We start from the raw sequence: 14,821 nt of genomic DNA, 5'->3' as shown, positions 1-14,821 counted from the left end.
GCGGCGGCAACGGTGAACGGCGGGTGGAGATTGGCCAGCAGGCCCGGCCCTTTCGCGGGTGAACCCGCTCCTACAACAGCCTGATTCCAACCCCCGATGTGTGGCCACCACCGTGGTAGGAGCGGGTTTACCCGCGAATACGGTAGCGGCGGCAACGGTGAACGGCGGGTGGAGATTGGCCAGCAGGCCCGGCCCTTTCGCGGGTGAACCCGCTCCTACAACAGCCTGATTCCAACCCCCGATGTGTGGCCACCACCGATCTGCGTAGGAGCGGGTTTACCCGCGAATACGGTAGCGGCGGCAACGGTGAACGGCGGTTGGAAATTGGCCAGCAGGCCCTGCCCTTTCGCTCAGGGTCACCACCTGTAGCGATAGGCTGGAAGGGGTAACGCTTCAGGCCGTTTCGGGATAGCTGTACTCGAACACCCGAACCACCTCAGAAGCATGCCACGAGGCAGCCTCCATGCCATCGACCGGCCCGGTAAACCGCCCCAGGCGCTCGACACACTCAAAGAAGCCAGTACGCGGCAAACGGCTGGCGCCTTGGCTGATCACCAGCGAACTGCGCAATGGCTGCTCGGCACGGGCATCCAGTACCGCCAGGTATTCCAGCGCGGCAGTCAGCGTCTGCATGGCCGGGCTGGGTAGCTGCAAGCGCTCGATCAGCGCTCGGTATGTCAGCAAGTGACGTTGACGACGGGCCAGGTCAAGCTCGCCCAGCAGGTTATCCCAGTGCTGACGGCTGATCCTGACCTGGCTCATGATGGCTCGCTCCAGCCAGCCACCCCCAGATGCCAGGCCAGGGCGCGGCGGATGGCAGCATCTGGCTGGCGTTCCCCCGATTCGATCATGGCCAGATACGCCGGGCTCACCCCGACATTGCGCGCCAGTTGCTCCGGGGCAATGCCCTTGGCCTGGCGAATCTGGGCGACTTCGCTGAAGGCTGGCAGGGGCGCACTGGCAGCAACGCCCTGCGCCTCACTGGAAACCGCCTCGGCAGGTGCCTGCCCTGCCGCGCGGAGCAACGCCTGGTATTGCTCCCAGGGAACGACGGCGTACTCGGGCTGACCGTCCCGGCTGATGACCTGAATACCCATTACAAACCCCTTTAAAAAGGATTACAGCATGTAATCCGTAGGCATAACCCTTATGCCAATTATATTACCAACTCCGAGGTCTGTGCAGTTGAGGTGAGATTCAGGCCGGTTTCATTACTTGTTGCGCTCCAGCCGCAGCGCTTCCGGGGTAGCCGGCAGGCGCTCGACCACGCGCAGCCGTTCGGGTGCCTGGCTATCGCGCCAGGCCTTGAAGCGCGCCAACTCGTCGGCCACGGTTTTCAGCACCCAGCCCAGCACCGCGATGTCATCGAGGAAACCCACCCCCAGCAACCAGTCCGGGATGGCATCGATGGGGCTGACGAAATACAGCAGGCCAGCCACGACAGTGACCAGTGCCTTGGGGCTGATGGCACGGTACTCCCCCCTCCACCATGCCAGGCACAGCGACTGCAGCAGCTTCACATCTTCACGCAGTTGGCCGAGGCGCGGGCCTTTGCGCGCCACCGCAAACAACAAGGCCGGCAAACGACCGCGGCTGAGCAGGCGCTCAGCCAATGGCAGGAAACGGGCAAAATTCCAGGGTGCGCTCATGGAGCCTCCGAGAGGAAAAGGTTATCCACATTTATTGTGGATAACCTTGTGAACAGGGCGACGTTTCCGACCCCAGGTGCCTGCCAGGCAAGGGGCCCGGTCAGATCGGGCGTTTTTTACACAGTCGTTTCACGCCATGACTACCTGCGCCGCAAACGATTTGCGTCAGAAACATCCTACTTCTTCACGCTGCATTTCCTCGGACAGTATCAGCTGTTGCAGGTTCGTCCAATCGGCACAAACGAAAACGCCCCATCAATGTGGGGCGTTTTCAACAACCAGCCAATGTTACTGGGCAGGTGCTTCTTCAGGGGCTTCGGCCTGCGGCTCGGCGCCTTGCAACTGGGCCGGGTCCTTGATGGCGATCAGTTCCAGGTCGAACACCAGTACCGAGTTGGCCGGGATCAGCGGGCTTGGGCTTTGTGCGCCATAGGCCAGTTCAGCCGGGATGAACAACTTGTACTTCTCGCCGACGTGCATCAGCTGCAAACCTTCGACCCAACCTGGGATCACACCGCTGACAGGCAGGTCGATCGGGCTGCCACGCTCGACGGAGCTGTCGAATACCTTGCCATCAATCAGCTTGCCTTCGTAGTGGACAGTGACCACGTCAGTCGGTTTGGGCTGCGGGCCGTCGGCCTTCTTGACCACTTCGTACTGCAGGCCCGAGGCCGTGGTGACCACGCCTGGCTTCTTGGCGTTTTCTTCCAGGAATTTCTTGCCGGCGGAGGCGGCTTCTTCGCTGGCCTTGGCCAGGCGCTCCTCGGCGCGTTTCTGCAATGCGGTGAAGGCCTCTACCAGCTCTTCGTCCTTGATGCGTTGTTCTTTCTTGCTAACGGCGTCTTCGATGCCGAGGGCGACTGCTTTCGAATCAAGGTCTTCCATGCCTTCCTGAGCCAGGCTCTTGCCCATGTTCAGGCCGATACCGTAGGAGGCTTTCTGCGCCGGAGTCTTCAGCTCGGGGCTGCTGGCTTGTTGATCGCAGCCAGCCAGTACCAGGCCTACCAGGGCAACCGCAGCCGCCAAACGATGCTGTTTCATGCTATTTCCTTGTTCATGCGCCATGAGGGCAATCAGGGTAAAGCCGCGAGCTTATCAGGCGGCCATGACCAATGGCTACCGGCATAGGAGCGGGTTTTCGTAAGGAAGTTCAGTCATTAAAAGCTTCTTCATCGAAGCTTTACAGCCATTGGCCAGTATTGACCCTTTGTGCCGGGTTTGCCGGGCTTTTGTGGCTTTTTATTTCTGCAGGTTCTGAAGTCGGAAACATCGGGGTGATCGGCGCTTTTCACAGGGGCTAAAACAGGTCAGGGAGCCCCCGAAAACCTCAAGGATACCGACCCTCTCGATATTCCCCCGCCACCTCCCGCAGCACCTCTCCCACCCACTGGCCCGGCAAACTCAACGGCAAGGCGGCATTGCGGCAAATCCCCACCGACCCTCCCGGCTCGCGCACACCCAGGTCAAGCTCGACCAGTTCGCCACGGCGCAGGTCGAGCAGCACGGCATCACGCGGCGCCACCCACAGGCCATCGCTGCCCAGCAGGTAGCGCCGGCTCAGGGCCAGCGACAGGGTTTCCAGGCGCTGCGCCGGCATCTGGATGCCGCATTGCACGAACAGGCTGTCGGCGTGCTGGCGGATGGTGGTGCCAGCGGGTGGCAGCACCAGCGGGTAACGCCCCACCTGCCCCCGCTCCACGGGCGTGCTGGCCAGCAGCGGGTGACCCGGGCGCACCACCAGGCTCATCGACTCGCTGTACAGGTGCTCGAACGACAACCCCTGGATTTGCGGACTGTCGGTCATGCGCCCCACCACCAGTTCCAGCTCCCCCAGGTGAAGCTGGCCAAGCAACTGCGCGCTGACCCCGGTGACCACGCTGATCACCAGCGCTTCATGGCGCTGATGCAGGCGGCACAGCACCTCAGGCATGAGCAGGCCTTCGACCGTGGACAGCACGCCGATGCGCACCTGCGACGGCGCCCGCGCTTCACCGCGCAGGCTGCTGACGCCATCGCGCAGCGCCTGCACGCTGGGCCCGGCGTAACGCATGAAGCGGGTGCCGGCCGGGGTCAGCTCGACACCCTGGCGGCTGCGCTCGAACAGGCGCGCCTCGAGCAGGTCCTCAAGCTCCTTGAGGGTCTTGGAAATCGCCGGCTGGCTGATCGACAGGCTATCGGCCGCCCTGGCCAGGCTGCCCTGCCGGGCAATCTCCAGGAAGCACAGCAGGTGGCGGTATTTGATGCGGGTGTCGAGGTTCATGGCAGCAAGCTTACCGCATCGCTACCTGCGGCGTATCCAGGTCTGCCGCCTCGTACTCCCCGTTGCAGCCCAAACTCCAGGACCGGATCGTTATCCATCGACCACCAACGCCTATCATTTTTGCCAGTACCCACAACCATCCGGATCGCATTAAATGAGATCGCAAAAACCACTTCCCCAAGTGACAGGTCATATCATGCATCCAAATATGGTTTTTTTTGCCCAGACTCAACACACCCCCCGTGATTACCAAGGCGAGCGTCAGGAACTCAAGGCGCCCATTGACGTAACCTATGCCGACAAAGGGCACCTTCACATCGGCGAGCCTATCGCGGATCCTAGAAACGCGGTTTCGCAAATCCTGGCAAGCAACTACTATCCCGAGCGATTTTACTTGAGAGGCGTCCACAACGGCACGAAACCTTTCATTGCGCGCACCTTGAAAGATGGCGAGCTGGATACGTCTTTCAACAAAACAGGTCTTGTCTATCTGACTGACCTGAGCACAGTTTTTGATTATCATAGTTACCTGCACATGGCCGAGGATGCGGAGGGTCACATCCTGCTCACTATGAATGATCTCACCCAAGGCTTCACCCACCTGTGGAAGCTTAAGCCAAACGGAAAGCCAGATACTGATTTCGGCAGCAACAACGGCTACATCATCCTAAATAATTTTTTCAATTTTAAAGATATCACGCTCTACCAATTCACCACTTACAAGAACGACTATATCTTCTCAGGTTCCCTTGAAAACGCTCCCATCCTTTTCGTGCTCACCCATGAAGGTGTCCCACGCCAGAGCTTTGGTAAGCTAGGCATCCTCAAGATGCAAGATCTTATTCCGGACCTCCGTTATGTCATTGGGGCGCCTAAGATGCTGGAGGTTGGTGAGAAGGTGCGCATCATCATCTACACGCGCTATTTCAACGATTCGTCGAGCATAAACGGAATCGCAGCACTGACATTGTCCGGAGCGCTCGACCAGCGCTTCGCTGACAACGGGGTCTATTGGTCAAAGCCTGGCATTATCATTTATGATTTCACGCTAAATAACGCCAGTCAGCGCATCACCGTCCACGGCCAGGTGTGGTCCGAAGGGACCAGTACTCCCATGATCTATCGGCTAGACTACACAGGAAAACCTGCTAAAGAATTCAACGAGGGTCGTGTCGTATTATTCCCCATTGAGGGTGCCTGGGACTATATGACAGAGGCCGATGGAAAACTGGTAGGTTATGGTTCATTTTTCGATCGCGGCATGGCGGTGCGTTACCGTCTGGACGGCCAACTTGATACTACATTCGTGCCGCCGAATGGTTACGGTGTTTTTACGGCAATCGGGTCGCAACCAGGATTCTATGGTAACAGCCATTCCGCGACGGTAATGCCAGAAAGCCAACGCCTACTCGTAGCGGGGCGGGAAATACAGACGGGTTCCACCCCTTGTGTCATTGCCGTCTCATTGAAGCAATAAAAATGAGACTAACTGGCACTTCACCAGAGACTGCATAAACGTCTTGAGGCGAAGGTCAGGCAAGGCGAAAACAGCCGAGAAAGCGGAGTTTACGGGCTGTAAACCAACACTCCGAGGCTGTTTTCAACGCAGCATCAACGAGTATCAAGACTTAAATGCTCGAATGACAACCCCTCAATCCGCAGGCTGTCGGTCATGCGCCCCGCCGTCCCAACTCACCCAAGTGCAACTGGCCTAGCAACTGCGCGCTGACGTCGGTCACCACAGCCACGCCTCGAGCAGGTCTTCGAACGCCTTGGGGTCGATGGAAATCGCCGGCTGGCTGATCGACAGGATATCGGCCGCCCTGGCCAGGCTGCTCTGCCGGGCAATCTCCAGGAAGCACAGCAGGTGGCAGTATTTGATGCGGGTGTCGAGGTTCATGGCAGCAAGCTTACCGCATCGCTACCTGCGGCGTATCCGGGTCATGCCGCAACGAATCCTGATTTGGCAATACATGACTAACGACGCAGCTGCACCTCTCATTTCTGCCAGTTGTAGGCGCTCCCAGGACAACATTAAATGGCCCTTCAGCAGCTTCCCTGCATGGAGTTAGAAGAGATGAACCGACCAGTCAAGAGAGCGCCCTTTACCCGACCACAGCGCCCTTTGAGCAAAGCCCCCCAACAACTCCACATAGCCCCCATCGACCTCGCCTATGGCCAAGATGGCCATGCCCACTTCAGCGCTGGGGAAGCAACCAGCGTACTCAAAAGCAAATTTCAGCCAAGCCGTTTTTACGTAACGGGTTTCTACAGCGGTCGCAATCCCTACCATCCCTACCTTGCCTGTCTGGATGCGAGCGGCAAGCTGGATAACACGTTCAATAGCAGCGGCATTGTCGATTTCTCCGAACTGTCCGGGGAAGAATACGGGGCTGCCGAAGCGGTAGCAGAGGACATGACGGGGAACTTGCTGGTTGCCGTGCAGGCATATGCGCTACCCACCACCTATCTGTGGAAGCTGACTCCAAACGGAGAACCCGACACGAGTTTTGGTTATGGGAAGGGTTATGTCGACACGCGTGCCTTGTTCGGCGAACAGCTTATGCTGGAAGATCTGGTCTGCTTCGCAGACATGGTGCTGGCCACCGGCTGGCGTTCCGAAGGCGGGCAGATAAAATCTGCAATCGTCGCCTTGACCCGTGAAGGTGGAAAGTTCGGGCCTTTCGGCAAAGATGGAATGCTGAGTTTGAGTACTCTGATTCCCGATAACTCGGCGTATATCCTTGATGGCATTGCCATTATCTCGCCCGCCGCCAAGCAACCGCGGATCATAATCTCCACCTATGTAAAACGCGACTCGATTGCGTATTCGGTAACCAGTGCCCTGACCCTGGAGGGGCGTCTAGACGAAGCATTTGGCACAGGGGGCTTCCACTGGTCAGACGCATCGGTAATCAATAATGGCTTTACAGTAGAGGACCGAAGCGAACGTATCACGCTATATGGCATGCATACGCTCGACGAATGGGACGGCCAACCGACGCTCTACCGGCTGGACTATGCTGGTAAACCTGCCCTCGAATTCAACCAGGGCCAAGTGGTGCACTTCCACACTGATGGCAAATGGCACCATATTGTAGAAGTCAATGGCCACCTGGTCGGATACGGTACGCACCCCACTTCCTATATGGCGGTGCGCTACGACTTGAACGGCCAGCTCGATCAAACCTTCTTACCACCCCATGGCTATGGCCATTTTGGTGGGGCTTTGCCGCCGGAGCATTTCGAAAGCTTTACCCAATCGATGGCGATCGATGCCGGCAACCAGCGCATGCTGGTGAGCGGGTACGACATTACACCGGAACGCCTCTGGTACTCTTGCCTGGTCGCCATTCCCCTGAAACCGATGTAGCGCGTCATCGAGCGGGCCCTGGGGCACCTGATCGGCTTTGCCACCTGCCTCCCGCAGCCACCCAGCGGCGCCTTCCCCGCGCAGGGAAGGCGCGCCGCTTCGGCGAAAGGCTACTGTACATCGGCCCCGCCCAGCGCAGGATGATCAGGCCACCGCCAGTTCCACTGCCTCTCCATTCATCCGCACCGGCCATACCTGAAGCCGCTGTTCGGTATCCTCCAGGCACTCACCGTTCTGCAGGTTGAAATGCTGCTTGTATAGCGGTGCGGCCACCACCAGCTCACCTTGCAAGCTTCCGACAATGCCACGGCCAATGATGTTGGCCCCGGAGCGCGGATCACGGTTGTCCACCGCATACAGGCTCTGCTCCAGCCCCGGCAGGTAGAACAACGCCACCTGGGCACCGTCGAGCCACACCACGACACCAGAATCGGCCACCAGGTCTGCGGCGTGACACACCGCTTGCCAGTTCACCTCAGTCTTCACAACAGCATTGGACAGGTTCATCAGACAGCCTCCTCGACAGTGGGTATCAGGTGCAATGGCGCAGCAGGCCGGCGTTGCTCGCGTTCGCGCACGAAGTGCACGTCCGGGTCGGCGCGTCGGTCGTTGACGAAGGTGCGGAAGCGCTTGAGCTTCTCCGGGTCGTTGAGGGCATTGGCCCACTCGCATTCATACTGGTCGACCACCTGCTGCATCTGCGCTTCCAGCTCATTGGCCAGGCCCAGGCTGTCGTCGATGATCACCTGCTTCAGGTAGTCCAGCCCGCCTTCCAGGTTTTCACGCCACACCGAGGTGCGCTGCAGCTTGTCGGCCGTGCGGATGTAGAACATCAGCACGCGGTCGATCAGGCGTACCAGGGTTTCGTCGTCCAGGTCGGTGGCGAACAGCTCGGCATGCCGCGGGCGCATGCCGCCGTTGCCGCACACGTACAGGTTCCAGCCCTTGTCGGTGGCGATAACGCCGATGTCCTTGCTCTGCGCCTCGGCGCATTCACGGGTGCAACCCGATACCGCGAACTTGAGCTTGTGGGGGCTGCGCAGGCCCTTGTAGCGGTCTTCCAGGCGCAGGGCCATGGCGACACTGTCCTGCACGCCGTAGCGGCACCAGGTACTGCCCACGCACGACTTCACCGTGCGGGTCGACTTGCCGTAGGCGTGCCCGGTTTCGAAACCGGCCTCGATCAGTTCGCCCCAGATCAGCGGCAGCTCGTGCAACTGGGCGCCGAACAGGTCGATGCGCTGGCCACCGGTGATCTTGGTGTACAGGTCGTATTTCTTGGCCACCTGGCCGATGACGATGAGCTTGTCGGGGGTTATTTCACCACCGGGAATGCGCGGCACCACCGAATAGGTGCCGTTTTTCTGCATGTTGGCCATGAAGGTGTCGTTGGTGTCCTGCAGCGGCACCAGCGCCGGGTCCATGATCGGCTGGTTCCAGCACGAAGCGAGGATATTGCCCACCGCCGGCTTGCAGATGTCACAACCCAGATGGCCCTTGCCATGGCGCTCGAGCAGTTCGCTGAAGGTGCGGATACCCTCCACCCGCACCAACCCGTACAGCTCCTGCCGGGTGTAGGCAAAGTGCTCGCACAGGCTCTTGTCCACCGCCACACCGCGGGCCGTCAGCTCATGCTCGAAGACTTGCTTGAGCAGGGCCGCGCAACCACCGCAGCCGGTCGCGGCCTTGGTGCAGCCCTTGACCGCAGCGAGGTCACTGCAGCCACTGTCGATCGCGGCGCACACCGCCCCCTTGCTGACGTTGTGGCAGGAGCAGATGGTCGCGCTGTCGGGCAGCGCATCGGCGCCCAAGGCCGGCGCACCACCGCCTTGTGGCAAGATCAGCGCTGCCGGGTCGGCCGGCAGGGCGATGCCGTTCTGGGCGTACTGCAACAGGGTGTCGTAATAGCTGTTGTCACCGACCAGCACCGCGCCGAGCACGTGCTTGCCGCTGGCATCCACCACCAAACGGCGGTAAGCGCTGTTGGCTTCATCGATGAAGCGATAGCTGCGCGCGCCCGGCGTGGCACCGTGGGCATCGCCGATCGAACCGACATCCACACCCAGCAGCTTGAGCTTGGTCGACATGTCGGCGCCGGTGAACGCCACCGCCGCCTCGCCCATCAGCAGCCCAGCCAGGTTGCGCGCCATGCTGTAGCCCGGGGCGACCAGGCCGAACACGCTGCCGTTCCACGAGGCGCACTCGCCGATGGCGAAGATGCGTGGGTCGCTGCTGCGGCAGTGGTTATCGATGACCACGCCACCGCGTGCGGCGATGTCCAGGCCGCAGCCCCGGCCCAGTGCATCCTGTGGGCGGATACCGGCGGAGAACACGATCAGGTCGGTTTCCAGGTGCTCACCGCCGTCGAAGTTCATGCGGTAGCGGTAGGTTTCACCGGCACTGACCGACTGGGTGGCGCGCGCCAGGTGCACCCCCACACCCAGCGCTTCGATCTGCGCCTTCAACGCGGCACCGCCCTCGCCGTCCAGCTGTACCGGCATCAGCCGTGGGGCGAATTCCACCACGTGGGCTTCCAGCCCCAGCGACTTGAGGGCGTTGGCCGCTTCCAGGCCAAGCAGGCCACCGCCGACCACCACCCCTCGGCGGGCACCGCCTGCGGCAGCACGAATGCCATCGAGGTCGTCCAGGGTGCGGTAGACCAGGCGGGCATTGCCGCTGGAGCCTTCGATCGGCGGCACGAAGGGATAGGAGCCGGTGGCCAGCACCAGTTGGTCGTAGCCATAGCGACCTTCGGCAGTGACGACTTCGCAGCGCTCGCGGTCGATCTCCAGCACGGCCTCACCCAGGTGCAGGTGCACGCCATTGGCGTCGTAGAAATCGTGCTCACACAGGGCCAGGGTTTCGGCACAGCTGCCGCCGAAGTATTCGGACAGGTGCACGCGGTCATACGCGCGTTGGCGCTCTTCGCCGAATACCCGCACCTCGAAGCGCTGCAGGGCGCCGCGACTGACCAGTTGTTCGACGCAATGGTGGCCGACCATGCCGTTGCCGACGATGACCAGTCGCTCTCGTTGCCCGCTGCTCGCTGTTGCCTTCATAAGCCGATCCTCGATCAAAAAAAAAGCGCCTGGAGCCGAAGCTCCAGGCGCCTTTGCCTGTATTCATCACGGTAGGGGGCCCGGTTGATCGCCGTTGATCAGTGGGCTTTGTTGTATCCAAGGTTAAGCAGGGAGCGTGCCAATTGGGTTGCCTGGGTTGCGTGGGTTGCGTGGGTTGCCTGTGTCGGCCTCTTCGCGGGTAAACCCGCTCCTACACTTGCGCTGGGCGCGCCCAGCCAATGCACATTCAAGGTGCACAACACCCCATCTTGGAGCACTTCAGTAAACATCGCGCCGATAACGCCTGGCCTTGCTCAAGCCTTCGACATAAGCCGCCGCCGCCGCCGCATCCATCCGGCCATGCTCGGCGACGATTACCCGCAACGCCGCATCCACATCCCTGGCCATACGCTGCGCATCGCCACACACATAGAAATACGCCCCCGCCTCCAGCCACTGCCACAACAGCGCACCCTGCTCAAGCATGCGCTGCTGCACATAGATCTTCTCGGCCTGGTCCCGCGAGAACGCCGTGTTCAGCCGCAGGTGCCCCGCCGCCTCCCAGGCCTGCAACTGCTCCTGGTAATAGAAATCGGTCGCTGCGTACTGCTCACCGAAGAACAGCCAATTGTCGCCTTTTGCCCCCCGTGCCTCTCGCTCCTCGAGGAACGCACGGAACGGTGCAATGCCAGTACCAGGGCCCACCATGATCACCGGCACGCTGTCGTCCTCGGGCAAGCGGAAGTGCTTCGACACCTGCGGGAAGATCGCCACTTTCTGCACCTGCGCACGGTCGGCAAGGAAGCTTGAGCACACGCCTTTACGTTCGCCATAACGCACCGTCGATACCGTCAGATGCACCTGGCCTGGGTGCGCCAGCGGGCTGGAACTGATCGAATAGAGCCGCGGCTGCAATGGCTTGAGCAGTTCCAGCCAGCTGGCCAGCGGCAACTGCTGGGGGAAAGCGCGCAGCACATCGACCAGCTGCCGGCCCCACAGCCAATCTTGCAGCTCGGCCTTGCATTCAGGCTGCAGCAACCGCTGCAGGTCAGGCGCATTGCTGGCAAATGCCTGCAGTTGTTGCGCAGTGACCTTGGCAATTTCCAGATGTGCTTGCAGGGCTTCGGCCAATGGCATGGCGCAATGACCTTTAAGCTCGACCATCGCCTGGCCATCGAGCTGCATCAGTGTCAGCAGCTCTTCTACCAGGGCCGGGCAGTTGCGCGGCCATACGCCCAAGGCATCGCCGGCAGCATAACTGAAGCCGCTGCCGCTCAGGTCGAAGACCAGCTGGCGGGTTTCCTTGCTGGCGCCGGGGCCATTGAGCAGGCGGTTTTCCAGCACGGTGGCCATCCAGGGTTGCTGCTTGCTGAAGGCCGATACGGGTGCAGCTTCACTCGCCGGAGGTGGCGCCGCGGCAGTGCCCAGTGCAGGTAATAACGCTTCGAGCCAACTGGCAAAGGCTTCGTCGAAGTCTGGCTCGCAGTCCACCCGTTGCAGCAGGCGCTGCCCTCCCAGCTCGGCCAGGCGCTGGTCGAGCTTGCGGCCAAAACCGCAGAACTGGTCGTAACTGGAGTCGCCCAAGGCCAGTACGGCATAGGGCAGCCCGGCGCAGTGGGCGCCCTCCTCGCCCTGCAAGGCCTGCCAGAATGCCGCGCCGCTGTCGGGCGCGTCGCCATCGCCAAAGGTGCTGGCGATCAACACCACACTGGCAACACCCTGCAGCTGGCTTGGGCTGACCGCCTCCAGACAGCTGAGTTGCACGCTCAGACCAGCATCGCGCAGGCGCGCGGCGCAGCGTTCGGCCAGTTGCTCACCATTGCCGGTCTGCGAGGCCCACAGCACCTGATGCCATGGCGCGGCCTGTGCCGCGATGGGCGCAGTTGCAGGCTGGGCGAACAGCCCGGCCAGCAAACCGTCGACAAACAAACGACGGCTGGCAGCCAGCGGCGCACTGGCCGGCAGGCGGGGTACGCCCTCGGCGCGGGCCTGGTCCAGGCCCAGCAGGAAACCTTGCAGGTAATGACGCTCTTCTTCGGCCAGCACCGGAACCGGCTGGGTGTGCAGGCCAAGCAGACGGGACAGGGTGGCGGTCGGCATGCGGACAGGCTCTACAGTGGCAGTGTTCAGATCAAGGGCGTCGATGCGCTCGCCTGCGACCCGCTCCAGGGCTACGGCGCAGTGTTTGAAGGCAGGCTGCAGCGACAGCGGGTCGACCGCATCGCAGGTCGCGGCATTGATCGCCAATTGCTCGCCGATCAGGTCATTCCAGTGAAACGGCGCAAAGCAGTTGCCCGGCATGACCCGGTCACTGATGCGCGCCGGCAACACGGCGTGCCCCCGGCGTGAGCGAACGGCCACCTGGTCCTTTTCAGCGACACCCAGCCGGGCGGCATCCTCGGGGTGAATCTCAAGGTAGGGGCCGGGCTCCAGCTTGTTCAGTGCCGGCACCTTGCCGGTCTTGGTCAACGTGTGCCATTGGTGCTGCACACGGCCAGTGTTAAGCACCATGGGGTAGTCATCGTCCGGCACTTCCGCTGCCGGCAACCAGGGCCGCGCAAAGAAGCGCGCCTTGCCGCTGGCGGTGGGAAAGGCCAGTGCCGGCCGCCTACCCCAGGCATCGAGCAGGAGCGCCTGGCTGCTGCCGTCGTTGAGGTAGCGCAGCGGGCTACGATGCTGCTCGCTGCCCGGTGCACAAGGCCACTGGCGCGGCTGTGTCCGCAATTCGGCATAGCCGATACCGCGCAGGTCATAACCGGTTGAGGGGTTGTGGAAGCGGCGTATTTCCTCATACACCGCTTCGGCATTGGGGTAGTCGAAGGCGTCGGCATAGCCCATGGCACACGCCACGCGGGCAATGATCTGCCAGTCCGGCAAGCTTTGCCCGGGGGGCTCGACAGCGCGTGGCATCAGGGTCAGGTTGCGCTCGCTGTTGATCATCACACCCTCACCTTCGGCCCACAGCGCGGCCGGCAGGAGGATGTCGGCGTAGCGGTTGGTTTCGGTGTCGAGGAAGGCGTCCTGGGTAATGACCAGTTCGGCCTTGCGCAGGCCGTCGATCACTTGCTGGCGGTTGGCGACACTGGCTACCGGGTTGCTGCAGATGACCCAGCAGGCTTTCACTTCACCGGTTTTCATCTGCCCGAACAGCGCCACCGTACCCTCGCCACCCTCGCTGCGCAGGCTGCCGGGTGGCAGTTGCCACTGTCGCTCGACGAACGCGCGGTCGTCGTCCACCAACGCTGAGCGCTGGCCTGGCAAGCCGGGGCCCATGTAGCCCATGTCGCGGCCGCCCATGGCATTGGGCTGGCCGGTCAGCGAGAACGGGCCGCTACCGGGGCGGCAGATGGCACCCGTGGCCAAATGCAGGTTACAGATGGCGTTGCTGTGCCAGGTACCGTGAATGCTCTGGTTCAAGCCCATGGTCCAGCAGCTCATCCAGTTGTTGGCGCTGCCGATCCATTCGGCGGCCTTGATGATATCGGCCTCGGCCAGCCCGGTGATGGCGGCGACGCGCTCGGGGGGGTAGTCGTCGAGGAAGGCCGGCAGTTCGTCCCAGCCTTCGGTGTGGCGGGCGATGAAGTCGGGGTTGGTGCGGCCATTGCGATGCAGCAGGTGCAAAAGGCCGTTGAGCAAGGCCATGTCGCTGCCGGGGCGCACCTGCAGAAACAGGTCGGCCTTGTCGGCGGTGGCGCTGCGACGTGGGTCGACGACGATCAGCTTCGCACCGGCCTTGACCCGATCAAGCAGGCGCAGGAACAGGATCGGGTGGCAGTCGGCCATGTTGGCGCCGATCACCAAAAATACGTCGGCGTGCTCGAAGTCCTGGTAACTGCCAGGTGGGCCATCGGCGCCAAGCGACAGCTTGTAGCCACTGCTGGCGCTGGCCATGCACAGGCGCGAGTTGGACTCGATGTGGCGCGTACGGATAAAGCCCTTGGCCAACTTGTTGGCCAGGTACTGGGCCTCCAGCGACATTTGCCCGGACACGTAAAGCGCCACGGCATCCGGGCCGTGCTGGTCGATGATGCTGCGCAGACGCTCGGCGGTGGCAGCGATGGCCTGGTCCATGCTGGTGCGCACTGGCGGCTGGCTGCGTTGCTGGCGCACATAGGCGTCGGCCATGCGCCCGCTGGCACTCAGTGGCAGGTGTGCGGTGAGGCCTTTGGTGCATAGGCGGCCAAAGTTGCTCGGGTGCAGCTTGTCGCCGCTGATCTTGCCGACCTTGCCATCGGCAACGCTCATGACGATGCCGCAGCCCACGCCGCAGTAGGGGCAGACGCTGCGTACTTCGCTGTTGGCCATGGGCGGGCTCCTGAGGAAAACGCAAAAAGGCGCCGGCTGCCCCGGCATGCTGATGCAAGCGGGGCAACACGGCGCCTTTGTCGTGAGGTTTTGCGGGCTATCGACGTTGATAGCCCTGATGAGGAGGCTTCAGCAAATAGTGGGCCAGGTGCACTGAACGGCTTTTGTGGGAGCG

At 61.7% G+C, this 14,821-nt stretch carries 10 protein-coding genes and 1 pseudogene; 2 read left to right on the top strand and 9 right to left on the bottom strand.

Translation table 11 applies throughout. From position 1 onward, the window contains the following. Window positions 1–393: 393 nt before the first annotated feature. From V6093_RS24070 to pcaQ, 5 genes are all read right to left on the bottom strand, one after another. A complete protein-coding gene (locus tag V6093_RS24070) occupies window positions 394–762 on the bottom strand; it encodes a hypothetical protein (protein WP_003252539.1) in 369 nt (122 codons plus the stop codon). Further along, window positions 759–1,097: a helix-turn-helix transcriptional regulator gene (locus V6093_RS24065; RefSeq protein WP_003252538.1), complete on the bottom strand. Its 339-nt coding sequence runs from the start codon at window positions 1,095–1,097 to the stop codon at window positions 759–761. Before V6093_RS24065 ends, V6093_RS24070 begins: the two co-directional genes overlap by 4 nt. Window positions 1,098–1,211: 114 nt before the next feature. Continuing rightward, window positions 1,212–1,649 (bottom strand): YkvA family protein, encoded by a 438-nt coding sequence (locus tag V6093_RS24060; RefSeq protein WP_010952766.1) that lies wholly within the window; start codon window positions 1,647–1,649, stop codon window positions 1,212–1,214. A 288-nt stretch (window positions 1,650–1,937) separates the two neighbouring features. Beyond that, a complete protein-coding gene (locus V6093_RS24055; RefSeq protein WP_003252534.1) occupies window positions 1,938–2,690 on the bottom strand; it encodes an FKBP-type peptidyl-prolyl cis-trans isomerase in 753 nt (250 codons plus the stop codon). A 286-nt stretch (window positions 2,691–2,976) separates the two neighbouring features. After that, entirely contained in the window at window positions 2,977–3,909 is a 933-nt protein-coding gene (gene pcaQ / locus V6093_RS24050) for a pca operon transcription factor PcaQ (RefSeq protein WP_003252533.1), read from the bottom strand. 154 nt (window positions 3,910–4,063) lie between these two features. Between pcaQ and V6093_RS24045 the strand changes: the two genes are divergently transcribed. Continuing rightward, entirely contained in the window at window positions 4,064–5,386 is a 1,323-nt protein-coding gene (locus V6093_RS24045) for a hypothetical protein (RefSeq protein WP_230623057.1), read from the top strand. Window positions 5,387–5,538: 152 nt separating this feature from the next. Here V6093_RS24045 and V6093_RS24040 read toward each other — a convergent pair. Then, window positions 5,539–5,809: pseudogene (locus V6093_RS24040) on the bottom strand (LysR family transcriptional regulator); the annotation flags it as partial. Window positions 5,810–5,947: 138 nt separating this feature from the next. Here V6093_RS24040 and V6093_RS24035 point away from each other — a divergent pair. Continuing rightward, a complete protein-coding gene (locus V6093_RS24035; RefSeq protein ID WP_406669635.1) occupies window positions 5,948–7,282 on the top strand; it encodes a hypothetical protein in 1,335 nt (444 codons plus the stop codon). Between the two features lie 144 nt (window positions 7,283–7,426). Here the strand turns inward: V6093_RS24035 and nirD are convergent, their stop codons facing one another. From nirD to V6093_RS24020, 3 genes are all read right to left on the bottom strand, one after another. Next, the gene (nirD, locus tag V6093_RS24030) at window positions 7,427–7,789 is read right to left on the bottom strand and encodes a nitrite reductase small subunit NirD (protein ID WP_003252522.1); all 363 of its coding nucleotides are present in this window, start codon (window positions 7,787–7,789) and stop codon (window positions 7,427–7,429) included. Continuing rightward, window positions 7,789–10,341 carry a nitrite reductase large subunit NirB gene (gene nirB, locus V6093_RS24025; RefSeq protein WP_406669634.1) on the bottom strand — a complete coding sequence of 851 codons (2,553 nt, stop codon included), beginning with the start codon at window positions 10,339–10,341 and terminating at the stop codon, window positions 7,789–7,791. Before nirB ends, nirD begins: the two co-directional genes overlap by 1 nt. A 279-nt stretch (window positions 10,342–10,620) precedes the next feature. Further along, window positions 10,621–14,646 carry a molybdopterin-dependent oxidoreductase gene (locus tag V6093_RS24020; protein ID WP_406669633.1) on the bottom strand — a complete coding sequence of 1,342 codons (4,026 nt, stop codon included), beginning with the start codon at window positions 14,644–14,646 and terminating at the stop codon, window positions 10,621–10,623. Window positions 14,647–14,821: the final 175 nt, after the last annotated feature.

It is taken from the genome of Pseudomonas putida group bacterium ESBL64 (genome assembly GCF_045277175.1).
Lineage (GTDB): Bacteria > Pseudomonadota > Gammaproteobacteria > Pseudomonadales > Pseudomonadaceae > Aquipseudomonas > Aquipseudomonas alloputida.
This window is presented reverse-complemented; position numbering and strand designations above follow the sequence as displayed.

Excerpts from the sequence above, each read along its gene's own strand:
- V6093_RS24070 (WP_003252539.1), bottom strand. The coding sequence starts at position 762 with ATGAGCCAGGTCAGGATCAGCCGTCAGCACTGGGATAACCTGCTGGGC.
- V6093_RS24065 (WP_003252538.1), bottom strand. The coding sequence starts at position 1,097 with ATGGGTATTCAGGTCATCAGCCGGGACGGTCAGCCCGAGTACGCCGTC.
- V6093_RS24060 (WP_010952766.1), bottom strand. The coding sequence starts at position 1,649 with ATGAGCGCACCCTGGAATTTTGCCCGTTTCCTGCCATTGGCTGAGCGC.
- V6093_RS24055 (WP_003252534.1), bottom strand. The coding sequence starts at position 2,690 with ATGAAACAGCATCGTTTGGCGGCTGCGGTTGCCCTGGTAGGCCTGGTA.
- pcaQ (WP_003252533.1), bottom strand. The coding sequence starts at position 3,909 with ATGAACCTCGACACCCGCATCAAATACCGCCACCTGCTGTGCTTCCTG.
- V6093_RS24045 (WP_230623057.1), top strand. The coding sequence starts at position 4,064 with ATGAGATCGCAAAAACCACTTCCCCAAGTGACAGGTCATATCATGCAT.
- V6093_RS24035 (WP_406669635.1), top strand. The coding sequence starts at position 5,948 with ATGGCCCTTCAGCAGCTTCCCTGCATGGAGTTAGAAGAGATGAACCGA.
- nirD (WP_003252522.1), bottom strand. The coding sequence starts at position 7,789 with ATGAACCTGTCCAATGCTGTTGTGAAGACTGAGGTGAACTGGCAAGCG.
- nirB (WP_406669634.1), bottom strand. The coding sequence starts at position 10,341 with ATGAAGGCAACAGCGAGCAGCGGGCAACGAGAGCGACTGGTCATCGTC.
- V6093_RS24020 (WP_406669633.1), bottom strand. The coding sequence starts at position 14,646 with ATGGCCAACAGCGAAGTACGCAGCGTCTGCCCCTACTGCGGCGTGGGC.